At 55.2% G+C, this 17,439-nt stretch carries 15 protein-coding genes; 10 read left to right on the top strand and 5 right to left on the bottom strand.

Features of this window, described 5'->3' with window-relative positions; translation table 11 throughout:
- Positions 1-43 precede the first annotated feature (43 nt).
- Positions 44-946 (bottom strand): WYL domain-containing protein, encoded by a 903-nt coding sequence (locus MIH18_RS13805; protein WP_249007066.1) that lies wholly within the window; start codon positions 944-946, stop codon positions 44-46.
- Between the two features lie 273 nt (positions 947-1,219).
- On the opposite strand from MIH18_RS13805, the gene MIH18_RS13810 reads away from it, so the two are divergent.
- The 4 genes from MIH18_RS13810 to MIH18_RS13825 all read left to right on the top strand — a co-directional run bounded on the left by MIH18_RS13810 (position 1,220) and on the right by MIH18_RS13825 (position 5,701).
- Entirely contained in the window at positions 1,220-2,545 is a 1,326-nt protein-coding gene (locus MIH18_RS13810; protein WP_249007067.1) for an MFS transporter, read from the top strand.
- A 176-nt stretch (positions 2,546-2,721) separates the two neighbouring features.
- Entirely contained in the window at positions 2,722-3,147 is a 426-nt protein-coding gene (locus MIH18_RS13815) for a MarR family transcriptional regulator (RefSeq protein ID WP_249007068.1), read from the top strand.
- A 3-nt stretch (positions 3,148-3,150) separates the two neighbouring features.
- Positions 3,151-4,542: a DHA2 family efflux MFS transporter permease subunit gene (locus MIH18_RS13820; protein WP_249012642.1), complete on the top strand. Its 1,392-nt coding sequence runs from the start codon at positions 3,151-3,153 to the stop codon at positions 4,540-4,542.
- Positions 4,543-4,690: 148 nt separating this feature from the next.
- Positions 4,691-5,701 (top strand): L,D-transpeptidase family protein, encoded by a 1,011-nt coding sequence (locus MIH18_RS13825; protein ID WP_249007070.1) that lies wholly within the window; start codon positions 4,691-4,693, stop codon positions 5,699-5,701.
- A gap of 98 nt (positions 5,702-5,799) precedes the next feature.
- Here MIH18_RS13825 and MIH18_RS13830 read toward each other — a convergent pair whose 3' ends face one another.
- The 3 genes from MIH18_RS13830 to MIH18_RS13840 form a co-directional block, all read right to left on the bottom strand.
- Positions 5,800-6,081, bottom strand: coding sequence for an Lpp/OprI family alanine-zipper lipoprotein (locus MIH18_RS13830; RefSeq protein WP_249007071.1), 282 nt, complete (start codon positions 6,079-6,081; stop codon positions 5,800-5,802).
- 263 nt (positions 6,082-6,344) lie between these two features.
- Positions 6,345-6,908 carry a L,D-transpeptidase family protein gene (locus MIH18_RS13835; protein ID WP_249007072.1) on the bottom strand — a complete coding sequence of 188 codons (564 nt, stop codon included), beginning with the start codon at positions 6,906-6,908 and terminating at the stop codon, positions 6,345-6,347.
- Between the two features lie 65 nt (positions 6,909-6,973).
- The gene (locus tag MIH18_RS13840) at positions 6,974-8,740 is read right to left on the bottom strand and encodes a potassium/proton antiporter (RefSeq protein WP_249012643.1); all 1,767 of its coding nucleotides are present in this window, start codon (positions 8,738-8,740) and stop codon (positions 6,974-6,976) included.
- A 247-nt stretch (positions 8,741-8,987) separates the two neighbouring features.
- On the opposite strand from MIH18_RS13840, the gene MIH18_RS13845 reads away from it, so the two are divergent.
- The 4 genes from MIH18_RS13845 to MIH18_RS13860 all read left to right on the top strand — a co-directional run bounded on the left by MIH18_RS13845 (position 8,988) and on the right by MIH18_RS13860 (position 14,129).
- A complete protein-coding gene (locus MIH18_RS13845) occupies positions 8,988-10,850 on the top strand; it encodes a DUF2235 domain-containing protein (RefSeq protein WP_249012644.1) in 1,863 nt (620 codons plus the stop codon).
- A complete protein-coding gene (locus MIH18_RS13850; RefSeq protein WP_249012645.1) occupies positions 10,847-11,458 on the top strand; it encodes a DUF2931 family protein in 612 nt (203 codons plus the stop codon). The genes MIH18_RS13845 and MIH18_RS13850 overlap by 4 nt, the downstream gene beginning before the upstream one ends.
- Positions 11,452-11,661, top strand: a complete 210-nt coding sequence (locus MIH18_RS13855; protein WP_249007076.1) for a hypothetical protein — start codon at positions 11,452-11,454, stop codon at positions 11,659-11,661. Before MIH18_RS13850 ends, MIH18_RS13855 begins: the two co-directional genes overlap by 7 nt.
- Positions 11,662-12,464: 803 nt before the next feature.
- On the top strand, positions 12,465-14,129 hold the full coding sequence (locus MIH18_RS13860; protein ID WP_249012646.1) for an OFA family MFS transporter: 1,665 nt from the start codon (positions 12,465-12,467) through the stop codon (positions 14,127-14,129).
- A 24-nt stretch (positions 14,130-14,153) separates the two neighbouring features.
- Here MIH18_RS13860 and MIH18_RS13865 read toward each other — a convergent pair whose 3' ends face one another.
- Entirely contained in the window at positions 14,154-15,230 is a 1,077-nt protein-coding gene (locus tag MIH18_RS13865; protein ID WP_249012647.1) for a helix-turn-helix transcriptional regulator, read from the bottom strand.
- A gap of 95 nt (positions 15,231-15,325) precedes the next feature.
- On the opposite strand from MIH18_RS13865, the gene MIH18_RS13870 reads away from it, so the two are divergent.
- Both MIH18_RS13870 and MIH18_RS13875 read left to right on the top strand, forming a co-directional pair.
- Positions 15,326-15,862 carry a formate dehydrogenase subunit gamma gene (locus MIH18_RS13870; protein WP_249012648.1) on the top strand — a complete coding sequence of 179 codons (537 nt, stop codon included), beginning with the start codon at positions 15,326-15,328 and terminating at the stop codon, positions 15,860-15,862.
- Between the two features lie 17 nt (positions 15,863-15,879).
- Positions 15,880-17,439: a formate dehydrogenase beta subunit gene (locus MIH18_RS13875; RefSeq protein WP_249012649.1), complete on the top strand. Its 1,560-nt coding sequence runs from the start codon at positions 15,880-15,882 to the stop codon at positions 17,437-17,439.

A 17,439-nucleotide genomic window follows, 5' to 3' on the forward strand; every position in this document is an offset into this window, starting at 1 on the left:
TCACACGCGGAACTTATGGCACAGTCGAGCACTTAACTTAACCTTAACCACAGGCGGCGATGGTTTTAAGTGCCTGCTCGCGTTTACTGCCAAAGCCCAGACTGTCCGGGTTGATAAGTTCCAGCTGCTGCACCAGAGGGTCAGGATGCTGGGTGTTTATGGTAATGCCTAGCTGCGCCAGAATATAGGGCGCCAGTGCAGCGCGGCTGGTTACCGTTAATTTGCCGTGTTGCATGTCGTAATCGTTGGCAATAATAAGCTGCTGAGGCTGTGACAGGCGCTGGTCTGGCGCCACTTCCAATGTAAGCTGACGATTCCAGTCGTTGTCTTGGGAAATACTGTGCCGAACTTTCTGGCGCAGCAGTTCAGGAACGCTGCGTAGACGGCTGATGGCAAAGTCGCGGAATTCGCGATTGGCATCACACCAGGCACGAACGTGCCATTGATTGCCTGCGCAGACCATTGTATGCGGTTCCAATACGCTGTGAACAGCCTCCGGGCGGCTGAGAGATACGTAGCTGGCTCGGAGTTGTCGGCCGCCGCGAATAGCGCTGACCACGGCGCGCATGGTGGCTGGATCAATCACCCGTCCGGGGCTTGAAACCGAATGGCTGCCGGGTAGCCGCACCTCCAGTGAGGCAAACACACTGCTGAGCTGTTGTTGGCTGGCCACCAGATCCTGGTATTCGCTGATTTCGCCGCGAGTAACCACCGGCTTGAAATTGCTGGCTGGCACGTAGCCCTTCAAGTGACGGTCGTATTCCAAATTACCAGGCGCCAGTTCACGCAGATAGGTGTTAATGTCTTTGGATGCTTGTTGGCGGCCAATACCGAAACTATAACAAATGTGGTTGGTTGTCAGTCGACCTTCCCACAATGCAACGGCCTCAATCAGGCGATATCGAACCAACAAATCCCAACGGATGGGCCATTCTGTTTTTTTCATAACGATGAACTCATCAATTGTACGTGAGTTGATTATGGTACATTTTCACAAACCTGGGATCTGTTACGGCGCATTAATGTAAAAAATAGTAAAATTTCCTGTTCGCACTGGCCAGAACACTCAGTAGCAGCGGCAAGTGCCTAGTGCATTAGCGATGTGTCAGCTGGTTTAATGGCGGTGCTCGAAAAGTACTGCAGTTTGACCGGAAAATACCTGTTTCTGCGATCAACGCCATCACACTATACCCTCATCTGGTAGTTCCGGAGTTTTGTCATGACCCGAATGGTCGCCTCATTGTTTGCGCTGCTTCTTAGCATCGTGCTGCTGAACGGCGGAAACGCTTTTCTGATGACGTTGCTGGGTATCCGCTTGAGCATTGAGGGCGTTGCGCCGGATACCATTGGTACGGTTTTGGTGTGCTACTCCATTGGCTTTGTGCTGGGCACTTTGTTTGTGCAAAAAGTGGTGTCGCGGGTAGGGCATATTCGAGCCTTTGCGGTGTTTGCGACCATCGCTGCGGTGGCATCGTTGCTGTATCCCATGGCCCTTGACATGGTTTTCTGGGCAGTTTTGCGAGCGGTTTCGGGATTTAGCATGGCTGGCGTTCTGGTGGTCATTGAAAGCTGGTTTTCCAGCCGCGCGACCAACTCCAATCGCAGTACCCTGTTTGCGGTGTATCAGGTGGTGTATTTGCTGGCGGCTGTGGGTGGCCAGTTATTGATCAATGTGGGTAATCCCGCAGATTATGTGCCTTACTCCCTGGCTGCGATTTTGTTAGTGCTGGCCCTGGTGCCCCTGGCGATGACGCGAATGGAGGCGCCAGAAATCGCGCCTTCACCGAGACTCTCGGTGTTTACGTTGGCGCGCGAGTCGTTCACCGGCGTGGCCGGAGCCGTGATGGCCGGCATACTGATTGGCAGTTTTTACGCATTGGGGCCGGTTTACGCCACTCTGGTGGGCCTGGATGTAAGCCAGACCGCGAACTTTATGGCCAGCGCTATTCTTGCCGCCATGCTTCTGGCCTGGCCGATCGGCATTTTGTGCGATCGCTTTGACCGACGTCGAATCATGTTCTGGATATCGGTGTTGGCGGCCATTGCTGCGTTGTTGGTCACTATGCTGGGTAGCCATCAGTTACTGGCACTTACGCTGGCGGTGGCTGTATTTACAGGCCTGTCTGCAAGCATTTATCCGGTGGCCGTGGCGATCACCAACGACCGTATGGAAAGTTCTCGTATTGTTGCAGCCAGTGCGACGTTGCTGCTCAGTTATGGCATTGGCAGCGTGATCGGGCCAGTGGTGCTGTCTAAACTGATACAGCTTTTGGGCCCAGAGGGCCTGTTTTATGGTTACGCCGCTGCGCTGATCGTGTTGGCTGCGGCGACCAGTTATCGCATTACCCACACCGAGGACATCGCGGTGGAGGATCAGGAGCAATTTGTGCCGGCTATGCCTGAAACGTCTACGGTTTTGGCCGAAATGGATCCCCGCAACGCGGAGTTTACCGATTCGCCAGAGGTCGTAGTGGATGCGGCAAAAGGCGAGCCGGATAGAAGCTCAATAGCGACAGACAGCCTCCAGAATGCGCCTGCCCGCTAATAAGGCGGGCGCTGTGGTTTCCCTGCTTTCAAATATTGCTTACTATTGCAAACCTGTATTTAAGCGCACGGTTAGCATGCTATTATCGAATTTTTCATAAAGTAAGCTTTTGGCATCGTCAGCTCTGCGGCTTTCACGGCGCCGGCAGTCTGTCAAAAACTCAGGAGCAATCACCGATGAGAGAGCAGTTTCCGTTTACCATTGCACGTGTCACCCGTCGCTGGCGCAAAATGCTCGACGAACGGTTGAAAGGTCTGGGCGTTACCCAGGCGAGGTGGAGTACCATGTTCTATTTAAAATCGGGTGGTGAAGGTTTAACCCAGCGCGAACTGGCCAGTTTAATGGCCATTGAAAATCCGACACTGGTGCGTCTGTTAGACAGCCTGGAAGGCCAGGAGTTGATTGAGCGCCGCCCTTGTCCGAATGACCGCCGCGCCCGCCGCCTGCATTTGACCGACGGTGGCCGTGCGTTTATGGACGAGATGACGTCTCGCGCAGATCGCCTGCGTGACGAAATGCTGGAAGGCGTTAGCGAAGAAGATATTGAAGTTACGCTGCGGGTTTTTGGAACCATTCTGGAAAACGCGCACAAGCAAAGGTAAACGGTGGCAGACAATTCGGTAGCGGGGCTGCAACAGCGCTACGGCTATCGCTGGCGTTGGCTTGCCGTCGCCACGGTTATGGCCGGCACCATGTCAACGGTGCTGAGTGCTACCGTGGTGAACGTGGCGCTGTATGACATTATGCTGGAGTTTGGGGTGCGCCAGGGCCAAATTCACTGGCTAGCCACCGGTTTTATTGCAGCCATGACAACCACCATGCTGGCCTCCTCCTGGTTGCTGGACCATTTTGGTATCCGCAAAACTCTCGCGACAGCCATGGCGCTGTTCACCGTGATCTCCGTGCTGGGAGGCTTTGCCGCAAGTCCAGAACAGCTTATTGCGGCGCGCATCGGTCAGGGCGCCATGGCTGGATTGATGCAGCCCATGGCCATGTTCTTGGTATTCCGAATTTTCCCTCGTAATCAACGCGGCCAAGCCATGGGCATTTACGGCATGGGCGTGGTATTGGCCCCGGCCCTGGGGCCGGTGCTGGGGGGCTTTCTGGTTGACGAGCTGACCTGGCGTTACGTGATGTTCGCGCCGGTGCCGGTTACGGCTGCTGGCGTGTTTATGGTCTGGCGCTTTCTGCCGAGCCCCGAGAACCGTCCTAAACCTTATCCTCTGGATGTGCTGGGATTGGTTCTGCTGGGCGCCTCCATTGGCTTGTCCCTCGACAGCTTGAGCAGGCTGCAAAATGTGGTCGGCCAGGGTTCATTCATCGCTGCAGAGGCCGCGGCAGCATTGCTGTTTTTGACTCTTTTCGTATGCCGAGAACGCAGTGCGCTGCACCCCCTGGTGAATATTGCGCTGTTACGCAAACCGGTATTTCTGTACGCCAATCTGGGTGCCATGGCCATGGGCCTGGCGTTGTTCGGCTCCACCTACCTGATTCCTTTATTCGCCCAGACGGCATTGGGGTCCAGCGCCACCGAGGCCGGTTTGTTAATGCTGCCTGCGGGCATCGTTCTGGGCATTGTGTTTCCTGTTGCCGGCAACATGGCGGACAAACACAGCAGTCGCAAACTGGTTATTTTTGGCATTCTGGCGTTTACCTTGTCGGCCACACTGTTTGCGTTGTCTGGCTTCGAGACACCTTTGGGCTGGCTGGCCTTGTGGGCAGCGGTGGGCAGAGTTGGTATAGGTTTTATGTTGCCGGCACTGTCGATGGGTGCGCTGAATCCTTTGGCACCGGAGGAGCTGGGCGCAGGGTCCAGCACCATCAGCTTTACCAGGCAGCTTGGAGGGGCCTTCGGTGTCAACATGGTCGCATTGGCCATCGAACACGGTGATCATCGAAACGGCATGCCCACCGTAGAGGCGTTTCAGTTTGCCTGGTGGATGGTGGCGGTATTTTTGGCGTTGGCGATTATTCCAGTGTGGAAAATGCGCACCTGAAAGCGCCGGTATTGATTGCCTTTTGCAGCGAAGCGCCAGTAATCTACTTTCTCTGCCGCCGGGCTCCTTTTGTGGCCTGTGCGCAATGGAACTCTTGGCTGGGTTCAGGGTCTGAACTTTGTCTATTTCTGTCTTCGAGTAGAATGTTATGGGTGTGAAAATGCGTTTATTGACACTGTTGCTGAGTGCAGCTTTTGCGCCTTTGCTGCTGGCCCAGGGCGCAGCTAAACCTCTTCCGGCTGATAAGGCAGCAAGAGTGGCTACCTACAGTATTCAGGGCGATGTGGCCGGGCAGTTGAGTGTGTTTAAAACCCGTTATGAAGACACGTTTGCAGGTATCGGTAGCGCCGAGGCTCTGGGTTATTTGGAGCTGGTGAAAGCCAACCCCGGGGTAGACCCCTGGCTGCCCGGCGAAGGCACCAGTATTACTTTGCCCCGACACTATGTTATGCCGGATGCGAAGCGCGAAGGTATTGTGATCAACCTGGCGGAATATCGCCTTTATTACTTTAGTGGCAACGGGGTTCAGGTATACCCGGTGGGCGTTGGTACCGAAGAAAACCCATCACCGTTAACCAATGCGCAAGTGACCATGGCGCTGACTTCGCCAGCCTGGTATCCGCCGGAGAGCATTCGCGCCGAGCACGCCGCTGAAGGTGATTTTTTGCCGCGCATGATTCCGCCGGGGCCAGATAACCCGTTGGGTAGCCATGCGCTTATGCTGAGTGAGCAAGGCTATTTGATTCACGGCACCAATAAAAAGTTTGGTGTTGGCATGGCGGTCAGCCACGGTTGTTTCCGCATGTATAACGAAGACATTTCGCGTTTTGCTTATCAGATTGCAAAGGGTACACCGGTGCAGATAGTACGCCAGCCGGTGAAAGTAGGGGTTGCCAACGGTCAGGTATGGCTGGAGGTGCATCGGCCCCGGGAAGAATATTCGGCAGCAGATCGCAACAAGCTGTGGCTGGCTACTCTGGAGCAGCTTGAGCGTTTGGCGGTAACTCACCCAGAGGTGGAAGTGCGACGCAGGGCCATTGAAATTGCGGTTGATCAGGCAAGCGGTTTGCCCACGGTGATCGGTGAGAAAACCACATCGGTGGCGAAAGGTGACCCCGTAAAGGCCGCGGAAGACGTAGGTCAACAGCTGTATTTTTGAGCACGGGCGCCATCGCGCGTCTGGGGTATTTGTTCAAAATACAAAATTCGGACATAAAAAAGGCCGGGGTTACCGGCCTTTTTCTTATAGTGCAAAGCTTACTTCTTGCTGGCTCGGTCAAGCATGCGTTTGGCGCGCTCGTTGGCTTCGTCAGCGGATTTTTGAGCAGCTTTGGCAGCAGCCAGAGCTTGATCAGCTGTCTGCTTGGCAGAGCGGGCAGAGCTGGCGGCGCTGTTGGCAGTGTTCATTGCATTTTCAGCCGTTTGCTCAGCTGAACTAGCTGTAGCATTGGCTTCCATCATAGCGGCGTCATCAGTAGTGGCACAGCCAGCAGTCAGAGCGGTTGCCAGTGCAAGCCCAGCGATCGTCAGTTTACGCATTGCAAATCCCCTTATTAGTCGTTGTATTTCCCGAAGTCCGGTGATCAATGTAGCTGACATCCCGTCAACTCGCCACCTGCCAAAACAGGCCCGATAAGCGATTGACCACCGAAGCTATCAATAGTGTAAATCAGTCTGCCACCAAATGTTAACTAAGCGTAGGTGAATGTCCGAAGCTTATGACAACAACGTAATCTTACACGGCGTTTCATGTCAGAAAACTATTCTAGTGCCGGCACTTAGCTTACCTTCCAACAAGGGCTTCAGGGCAGGATTTCAATCGGGGTGCCATCGTTTACCAGTTGCCAGATTTCATCAATCTCTTGATTGCTGACGGCAATGCAGCCGTCAGTCCAATCAAGTCCAAAAAAAGCAAAAGCAAAATCGTCGTCAGTGCCGTTGGGCAGGCCGTGAATCATGATGCTGCCGCCTGGGTTCAGGCCCCAGTTTTCGGCCATTTCACGGTCTCTGGCGCTGGGGTAGGAAATGTGAATAGACTTGTAAAATGAACTGCCTGCGTTGCGCCAATCCAGGGAGTATTCGCCTTCGGGGGTGCGGCTGTCGCCCTCGTAAAGCTTATGGCCCTGAGGATTGTCACCTAGTGAAATTCGATATTGGCGGATAACCTGCTCACCACTGAGTAACTGCAGCGAACGCTTGCCTTTTTGCACCAGTACTTTGGTGATGGACGGTAGCTGGTCGATGTCTGACGAATGCGGAAATGGAAGACGGGTGTCTGCTCGCGCCAGCAAATCCGAAGCCAGAACTTGTGGTGTGAGTAAAGTCAGCAGCAGTGAACACAAAACAAAAAATCGACCCATATTCATAAAACCGACTTACCAATGATTAATGTTAATTTAGAATGTTTATATCATGACTGAAGGTGCAGTTGTTAATGGGTTTTGTCATCTTTGGTGTTGTTATGTTTTGCCTCGGCTGCGTTTTGCTGAGCGTCCATTTTCAGGCCTACCTTGGCAACGGTGTCGCCGTTCATTGAACGCACCACCAGCGTAACCGGCCCCAGAGCAACCAGGTCGCCAATAACCGGGCGGCCCTTGGTCCGTTGGGCAAAGCATTCAGCGAGTGACAAGTCGGGCGGAAGTTCATCAAATTCAATGCCGTAAACCTGTTCTACATCGCCCAGCAGAGCGTCGCCGTTCAGCACAAAGTCGCCAAAGAACGCACGTTCGGCCAAGTGGCTAGGCGTGTAGGCACCGCTGAGAGATTTGTTCAGCTCCGGTAAAACGCCTGGCGTGGAAAATACGGCGATAACGTCGCCCTGAATCACTTCAAGATCGGCTTGTGACTGCAGGCACAATCGGTTTCGGAATACGCCGGCCACCGCTGTGTTATCTGGAAGCTTGAGCTGGTCCAGGCGCCGCGGCAGTTCCCAGTTTTTGCCCCGCAGTGGGAACAGCATTAATTCATGATCGCCGGCGGCCGGAGCGTCTAGCGGAAAACGGCGAAACGGGGCGTTGTCGGCGGGTACTTCCAGTTTCAGCCAGCGCGCCAAAGGTGCCATGGTGGTGCCCTGAACGAGCAATGACACCAGCACGATAAAGAAGGCAGCGTGGAACACCAGTTGCGCGTCTGGCAGGCCGGCAATAATGGGGAACAGTGCCAGCACAATAGGCACCGCACCGCGCAGACCCACCCAGCTGATAAAACCCAGCTCACGGCGGTTGAAGCCAAATGGCCAGAGTGTGGCCATTACGGTGAGCGGCCGAATCACGAAAATGAGTGCCAGCGCCAATATCAGGCCTCCGCCCGCCAGAGGCAGTAACTCCGACGGGGCCACCAAAAGCCCAAGCATAAGAAACAGGCACAGCTGCGCCAGCCACGCCAGACCGTCGTGCACCTGCAGAATCATCGGCATCATGCGCACAGGCCGGTTGCCAATGACCACACCGGTCAGGTAAATCGCCAAAAAACCACTGCCACCCAAAGCGTTGGTGGCTGAAAATACCGCGATACCACCGGCGGCCACCAGCAGTGGGTAAAGCGGCGGTGCCAGGCGCATCCGATTGGCTAGCGCGACAACGGCGACGCCACCAATTAATCCGGCAATGCTGCCAATACCAAACTGTTCCACCAGTAACCGTAGGGCGGGGCCAACGCTGTTCTCACCTGCGTTGCCAATCAGCGTGACCATCAGCAACGTCAGGAAAATGGCCATGGGGTCGTTGCTGCCAGACTCGATTTCTAACGTGGCGCTGACACGCTCGTTAAGATGAACGCCGCTGCCTTGCAGCATCGAGAACACCACTGCAGCGTCGGTAGACGAGATAATCGCGCCGACCAGTAGCGCCAGCATCCAATGCAAATCAAACACCCACCAAGCGACGACGGCGGCGCCAGCAGCGGTTAGAAAAACACCGAGGGTAGCTAATACCAAAGCGGGGCGCAGACCAACACGGAAGGTTTCAGCACGGGTGCGCATACCACCGTCTAGCAGAATCACGCCCAGGGCCAGATTGGCGATCAGAAACGCCAGCTGGTAATCATCAAAACGAATGCCGCCTGGCCCGTCTTCGCCCATCATCATGCCGACCACCAAAAAAATCAGCAGCACAGGCATACCCACCCGGCTAGACAGCGGGCTTAAAACAATGCTGATCACCAGCATCAGGGCACCCACCAGGGTGAGCATCGGGTCCATCACAACTCCACATCAAGAATGGCAAGCAGGGCCAGGCAAGGGTCGCCTTGGCCTGCTGTAAGTCTGCCCATAGCCGGTACGGTTAACAAGCAGAGTTGAAAAGGGTTACGCCAGCTTTATAGTGGGGCCCAACTTTAACCATTGGTTGGTGATGGTATCTTGACAAAAAAATGTATAGGCTGCTTTTGGCTTAAGACAAGCCGGTTTTCGGAGTAAAACCGGTGTTCACCCAAGGAAGGAATATCTCATGAGCAACCTCATGGTCGCCTGCGTTGGCGACACCCACGTTTGCCCCCTGCACGGCCACGGCAGCAGCCCCATTATTGCGAACGGCGCGACCGCAAGCGTGGATGGAGTACCCATTGCCCGGGTGGGCGATGCCTGCGGCTGCGGTGCCGTGATCGTTCAGGGCTATCCACTGGCCCTGCTGGACGGCCGCCCCCTTGCCCACATGGGCAGCCCTACCTCCCACGGTGGCCAGATCATCACCGGCAAACCCCGTGTCCTATTAGGCGTAGCCACCTTCACGGCACCGGTGGTGGATTTCGCCAAGGCTGGCGCCTTGAACAGCCAGGGCCAACTGACCCCGGAAGCTGAACAGGCGCTGAACAAAGACCCTTTCGGCTTTGTTGAGTGGGCCAAAGCCAAAGGCGCACTGGTAGACGAAGGCCTGGAAGGTGCGACCCCGGAAGAAATCGAAGCTTCGAAGCGCTATTCAGAAGGCCGGTCTGACCTGCGTCCCAAAGTGACCGTTGAAGCCGGCGTGTTCTTCGACGGCACCGGCAACAGCATCGGTAACACCGGTGCCTTTGAGCGAAACGTGGATGAATGCCTGACCGCTCAGGCGGCAGGAGCCATCAGTGAGGAAACCTGCAGCGCTGAAATCTCGCAACTGATGGAGGGGAGCTATCTTAATGCTGAGACCAATGTGGCAAAGCTCCACACGCTCTATCAACCCTTGTCCACCGACACGGTCACCGTAGAGAATCATCGTATTCGCGCGTATGTCTCGGGCGTTGGCACCAAATCCGGTAAAGAGGATGACGCCTGGGCCATGGGGACTGGTATGGGGGAGCGAGGCGTTCTTGCCAAGATTGAGTTAGCAGTGAAACTTCTGTCGACTGATCTTTCCAATATACTAACAGCTCAAATGGATGAGCTGATTCTGGATGTCTTCGGCTTCAGCCGCGGCGCGGCTACGGCCCGACATTTCGTGAATGACGTGCGAGATGGTGTCAGCGGTGTATTGGGCCAGGCTTTTCAAAAGCTGGGCATTGCCTGGCCGAAAACCGTCACTATTCGCTTTCTGGGCTTGTTTGATACCGTTGCCGCCGTTGTTGATATACTGGGCGCCGACTTTTCCGCCCACAATACCAACAACGGTGAGGTGCGCGTAGACATCACCCCCGACGCGGTTCAGAGAGCCGTACACCTGACCGCCCGGGACGAATGGCGTTACAACTTCTCTCTCAACAGCCTGCGCGGGCCGGATGGCAGCCTGCCGGGTCATTTTAACGAGTGGGTACTGCCCGGTGCCCACTCCGACATTGGCGGTGGCTACCCCGAAAATTTTCACGAACACATTCAGGTAGCCCATTCCCGTAAGTTCCTCGGCCATCACCCCAGAGAAAGCTATGAGTACGCAACAGTACTGATGGAGCGCAGGCAGCTGATTGATCAAGGTTGGCTGGGGCCAAATAACCCTGAAGCCACGTTAACGGTTGAAGAAGCCTACCGGCGGAGGCTAAAAGAAGGCGAAGTCGAATTGCAGTTCCAACTCTGGCTGGACCGGCGAGTACAGGCCGAGTATTCCCGTGTAGCCCTGCGGCAAATGTATCGGTTGGCGAAAGATGCGGGTGTGCCACTTGACCCGGTAGACCCTGCCGATCCGGATATCATCTTGCCGGATGAACTCCAATCTATAGCTGCCCAGATCACCCGTCACATCAACGAAGGTCATCCACTGCAATTAATGCCCAAAGAAGAAGCCTTACTTCGCCAGCGCTACATTCATCACTCGGCCCATTATCAGACCGCCGGACCACTTTTTCCATTCAAACCCGCACCCGGTGGCATGCGGAACATCCATCCAAACAGGGGACTCAAATGATGAGAAGACTCGTAGTGCTTGTAACAGTAATCTGCACGAGCCTACTGTTAAGTGGCTGCTCCTTTGCGGGCAAGCCTGAATGGGATAAACAGGTGAAATATCGACTCAAGGTCAGTGTGCCTCGACATTACGATGCTTGGGTCAAGCGGTTGCAGTTTGAGGCGACAGGTGAGCGAGCTTGGTGGTGGCCGGTTGGCATCACCAATTGTTGCTGGAAAGATCTGGGGAGCGACGGTAGCGAATTGGAGCCCATGCCCGACTACATTTACATCAGTTGGTTTTCACTTGCCGAACAGCAGTCTTACGCCAGACTGATCCACATACCTGACCCGGAAGCGTTGCGTGAACGAATGGAGCAACTTGCACCGGTTCATAAGATTGGCAAGCTGTATAATCTTCCTCGCTATAACCTGGTGCTGGGCCTCGCTCCAGGAGGGACCGTTGTCATGTGGATTATGAGTAAAGCTGAAACCGCCATCGAAGTGGGACGCTATAAAGCAGTCAAAATAGACACTCACCCTGAGTATTATGAGAAGAGAACTGAACGCTATTTATCGGATCATGGCGACTATCTCAAGGAGCACGGCCTTCAGCTTGACCGATGGTAAAGATGGTTTTCTACCGGCGCGCGTGGGTGCTGCTCGGGGCCCACTCCGACTTTGGCGGTGGCTACCCCGAGAATTTCCACGAACACGTCCAGGTAACCCAGCCCCGTAAGTTCCTCGGCCACCACCCCAAAGAAAGCTATGAGTACGCAAGGGTACTGATGGAGCGCAGGCAGATGATTGATCAAGGTTGGCTGGGGCAATAACCCTGAAGCCACGTTAACGGTTGAAGAAGCCTTACTTCGCCAACGCTACATCCACCACTCAGCCCATTACCAGACCGCCGGACCACTTTTTCCATTCAAACCCGCACCCGGTGGCGTGCGGGACATACATCCAAACGGGGGGCTCAAATGATGAAAAGGTTCGTGATGTTTGCAACGATACTCTTTTATGAGTGCGTTGTCGGGCGGCTGCTCCATAGCGAGCACTCCCAAATGGGATCGCCCTGTAACGTACGGCGTTCGAGTAGCTGTCCCACGTCATTACGACGCCTGGGTCAAGACATTACAGTTTGAAGCGACAGGTGATCGAGCTTGGTGGTGGCCGGTTGGCATCATCACTTGCTGCTGGAAAGGTCTGGGGAGAGGCGGCGGCGAACTTGAACCCATGCCCGAATGACAAGCAAGGCCAGGCAAGGGTCGCGTTGGCCTGCTGTAAGTCTGCCCATAGCCGGTACGGTTAACAAGCAGAGTTGAAAAGGGTTACGCCGGGTTTGTCGCTGGCTTTGCCGGCTGGGTTCAATCATTTGCGCCTCCGTTGTAGCAAACTGCGTGCAGGCGTTGTTGTTGGGCGCTAAAGGGAGGTTGCCGAGAGGTGTATATATGCATAAAAATTCATATGTTAAATATCTATTTGTTGTTTGACTATCGAAAGAATCACATTAATACTCAGTTTCTCTTACTTATCAGTCAGTGATATATGTTCTCTTGTGCATATTTCAGTGCTGAGTGATCAGTTTCAAGCTGTGAGAAATAACAAAACGACAACAACAAAATAGAGGTGATTGATGGACGGCATAACACAGGACCGTTTACAAAACGGCGACGAGGCGCGCTTCAAACCCGGTTTTTTTGACCGTGAGAACACGGTTGCAGGCCCCAATTTCAATCGTTGGCTGGTGCCCACTGCGGCGCTGGCGATTCACCTTTGCATCGGCATGGCCTACGGCTTTTCGGTGTTTTGGCTGCCCATGGCCAATTTGGTGACGACGGCAGACCCGGTGGCCTGCGCCGATATCGGCATACTTCAGGCCATGACAACCACGTCCTGCAACTGGGCCGTCAGCCATGTGACTTACACCTTCGGTATTTTTATAGCCATGCTGGGCATTTCGGCCGCGGTGTGGGGTGCCTGGCTGGAACACGCAGGCCCGCGTAAAGCCGGCGCCATCGCAGCGGTATGCTGGGGTGGAGGCATGATTCTGGGCGGCGTAGGTGTGATGACCCATCAACTGTGGTTGCTGTATCTGGGCTGCGGTGTGCTGGGTGGTATTGGCCAGGGTTTGGGTTACATCACTCCGGTGTCTACGTTGATTAAATGGTTCCCCGACCGCCGCGGCATGGCGACCGGCTTTGCAATTATGGGTTTTGGCGGTGGTGCCATGGTGGGTGCTCCATTGGCGGTTTGGCTGATGGGCTATTTTTCTGCGGACGGTGGCAAGGGTGTTGCCAGTACGTTGATGGTAATGGGCGTCATCTACTTTTTTGTGATGATGGCCGGCGCTCTGGGCTTTCGCGTGCCCCCCAATGGTTGGAAGCCAACGGGTTGGGAACCACCCCAGGGTAAACAAGCCAACGCCATGATCACTCACGGCCATGTACACCTCAGTAGAGCCTGGAAAACCCATCAGTTCTGGATGATCTGGAGCGTGCTGTTTTTGAACGTAACAGCGGGTATTGGGGTGATTTCCATGGCCAGCCCCATGCTGCAGGATGTTTTCGGCGGCGCCCTTGTGGGCATTAAAGACTCTGCAGTGGCGCTCACTGCCGCGCAGAAAACAGCCGTTGTGGCAGCAGCTGCCGGGCTGGTTGGCCTGATCAGTCTGTTCAATAGCGTTGGTCGCCTGTTCTGGGCATCGCTTTCGGACAAGCTTGGCCGCAAAAACACCTATCTCGTCTTCTTTGTTCTCGGCATTGCCATGTATTGCCTGTTGCCCACCTGGGGACACCTGGGTATGGCCGGCATGTTCGTCATTTCCATTTGCGTGATTTTGAGTATGTATGGCGGTGGTTTCGCCACCGTACCCGCGTATCTGGCCGATATTTTCGGCACTCAAATGGTGGGTGCGATTCATGGCCGGCTGCTAACCGCCTGGACGGCAGCAGGGCTTGTTGGGCCGGTGGTTATCGCGTTGATTCGCGAGGTGCAGCTGGAGGCGGGAATAGAGCCTGCTCTAGTGTATGACCGCACGCTATACATTATGGCGGGGTTGTTGGTAGTGGGTCTGATCTGTAACAGCCTGATCAAGCCGGTAGACCATTCACTGCACATGACTGACGACGAGCTGGAAGGCGAGCGCAGGTTGCAGCGCGACAGCGGTGTGTCATCTCACGCCCAAACCGCCGCTCGTGGCGCTTTCGGAGTTACCGGTGTGCTGGCCTGGATGGCGGTGGGTATTCCGTTCCTGATCGGCTTGTACATTGCTCTGGCTAAAGCGGCGGCGTTGTTTTAACGAGTAGGGCCGGCCGATTCCAGGTTATTGGTCGGAAGCGATCAGCTCGTCAAAGCCGGTAATCTGGCCGGGTTGGTCGAGCTGATAGCCGGGAACGCTGTCGATGCGTTCAAGCAGTTCGGGCGCACGTAGCAGCTCAATCAGGTGGTTCAGCGCGCTTTGCGACAGGTGTTCTGGACGATAGATCAGCAGATAGTGCTCGCAGGCCAGTTCCAAAAAGTCCAGGCTGAACTGTTCGGCTGCGGCCTGCACACCAAAGCCCACATCGGCCATGCCGGAGGCCACAAACGCCGCCACCGCGGTGTGGGTGAATTCCTGCTGGCCACTGCGGTTAACACTGTTTGCATCTAACCCTTGCTGTTCTAGCAGCAGATTGAACAGGATACGGGTACCGGAATGCAGGTCGCGGCTGATAAAGCGCAACCCGGATTCGCTGAAGTCTTTCAGGCTGCGCACCTGCGGATGTTCGCCTTTGCGCAGCATCAGGCCTTCGCGTCGGGTCACAAAACGAATCAGTCGATGGCTGCCGTCGCTGAGTAAATCCCGGTAGTGGCTTAAAATCTGGCGAGCCAGCTGCGGACAAGTAGGCAGGTGGAAGCTGGCGATGTCGCATTCACCGCGATTGAGCGCCGAAATCGCTTCCGCAGGATTACGATACTGAAGGTTTATGTTCAGCTGTTCTGCCACTTCGGGCAACAGCGCCACTGCATAACCGTGGCTGGCGTGCAGGCGCAGCGTTGGTTTTGTGTTGGCCAGCAGTTGTTGAATCTGGTCATTCAGTTCAGCCGTCATGCTGTCTATTTGCGGCCCTAAGCGCGCGTCGACCCGATGCTCTGCCCACAGCAGTTTTTCGCCCAGGGGCGACAACTGGGAGCCTTGTCCTTTACGCATAATGACCAGTGGCAGGCCAATAATATGGCCGCCACGGTTGAGTAGATTCCAGGCGTGGCGATAGGAAATTCCCGCGGTTGTTGCGGCCAAGGTGAGTTTGCCGGTGTCGCGAATGCCTTCAAGCAGGCGAAACAGAACCGGCTCAAATAATTCGCCGTTGGCGGTACGAAAAATCCAGGCGGGTGAGATGTTCAGCTTTCTGTTATGCACTTTTATTCATATTCCGTAGGTTGGGGCAGAGTGCTAGTTTAGGCACTATTGGGCGAACGACTACTGTACCAGAACAAAAACAGGTAGGAACAATTATGCATATGTCAGAAGTAGCCGACTCAAAGGCGACGGTTATGTCCATGCCTGTGGCAGGCGATTGGAGCCCTGAGATTATTCGTCGGGAAGTCGCTGCCCTCCAGCATAAACCCGGTGCGCTTTTACCCATTCTGCACGCTATACAAGACCGCGTTGGCTATGTGCCAGAAGGTGCTGTACCCATTATTGCGGAAATGTTGCAGCAGACCCGCGCCGATATTCACGGTGTTATCACCTTTTACCACCATTTCCGCACACGCCCGGCCGGCAGCAATCTGTTGGAAGTGTGCCGTGCCGAAGCCTGCCAGGCTCGCGGTGGGCGCGCTCTTGAGCGTCATGTTCAGGAGCGCCTGAGTGTGGGCTATCACGATACCACCGCCGACAACGAGTTCACTCTTGTGCCTGTGTATTGCCTGGGCAACTGCGCCTGCGGCCCGTCTATTCGTGTGAACAATGACATTATTGGCCGCGTAACTCCGCAGAAATTTAACCATCTGGTAGACGCCCTCACAACGTCTGTTCTTCAGCTAAAATAAAGGCAGGAGCAAACTCCATGACAACAACAATTTATGTGCCGTGCGATACCACCGCCTTGTCTTTGGGCGCAGATCGCGTAGCACAAAAGCTTCAACAAGCAGCAGCTCAAAAAAATATTGAGCTTAATCTTGTGCGCAACGGCTCCCGTGGTCTGTTCTGGCTGGAACCGTTGGTCGAAGTACAAACCGCTTATGGCCGCGTGGCTTATGGTCCGGTGGAACCGGAACAGGTGGACGAGTTGGTGGCTGCTGGTTTGTTTGACGGTAACCCTGAGCATCCATTGTTTCTGGGCGATATTTCCCAGCACTCTTATTTGCAGCAACAACAGCGCCTGACCTTCGCCCGCATTGGCATTACCGACCCGATCTGTGTTGAAGACTATATCGCTCACGGTGGTTTTGTCGGTTTGAAAAAAGCCGCCGCACTGCCCCCCCAAGGGATTGTGGATGAAGTAAAAGCGTCTGGCCTGCGCGGTCGTGGCGGCGCTGCTTTCCCGGCTGGCATAAAATGGCAGACCGTGCTGGACGAGCCCCAAAACCAGCAGAAATACGTGGTGTGCAACGCCGATGAAGGCGATTCCGGTACCTTCGCCGACCGTCTGGTGATGGAGTGCGACCCTTACATGCTAATAGAAGGCATGATCATTGCGGGCCTGGCGGTGGGTGCCACTCTGGGCTTTATTTACGTGCGCTCGGAATACCTGCTGTCGCAAAAAATGCTGGACGAAGCCATCCGCAGGGCCGAGGTGCTGGGGTATTTGGGCGATAACGTCTGCGGTAACGGCCGCAGCTTTCGTTTGGAAGTTCGTTTGGGTGCTGGCGCCTATATTTGCGGCGAAGAAACCTCGCTGCTGGAAAGCTTGGAAGGCAAGCGCGGGCTGGTTCGCTCCAAACCTCCACTGCCTGCCATAAAAGGCCTCTTTGGCCAGCCTACGGTGGTGAACAACGTGCTGTCTCTGGCCGCCGTGCCCTACATCATGGCTCACGGCGGCAAAGCTTACGCAGACTACGGTATGGGTCGCTCCCTGGGCACTCTGCCCATTCAGCTGGCGGGCAACATTAAACAAGGAGGCCTGATTGAGATTGCCTTCGGCGTGAGCTTGCGCAAAGTGCTGGAAGATTTTGGCGGTGGTACTTTTACCGGCCGGCCCATGAGAGCGGTGCAGGTAGGCGGTCCGTTGATGGCGTATCTGCCGGAAAGTCAGTGGGATACGCCCATGGATTACGAAGCTTTCGCCAAATTGGGCGCAGGCATTGGCCACGGCGGTGTCGTAGCATTTGATGACACCGTGGATATGGGCGAGCAGGCTCGTTTTGCCATGGAGTTCTGTGCCGTTGAATCCTGTGGCAAGTGCACGCCCTGCCGAATTGGCTCAGTGCGCGGTGTCGAAGTGATCGACCGCATACGTGCCGGTACCAACCGCGATAACAACTTGGTGTTGCTGCAGGAACTGTGCGAAACCATGGTGGACGGCTCGCTGTGTGCCATGGGCGGTATGACGCCCTTCCCGGTACAAAGCGTGATGAAACACTTTCCCGAAGACTTGATGGCCCGCCCGCGCCCAGTGGAGGCATGA

Source organism: Marinobacter sp. M3C, from assembly GCF_023311895.1.
Taxonomy (GTDB): domain Bacteria; phylum Pseudomonadota; class Gammaproteobacteria; order Pseudomonadales; family Oleiphilaceae; genus Marinobacter.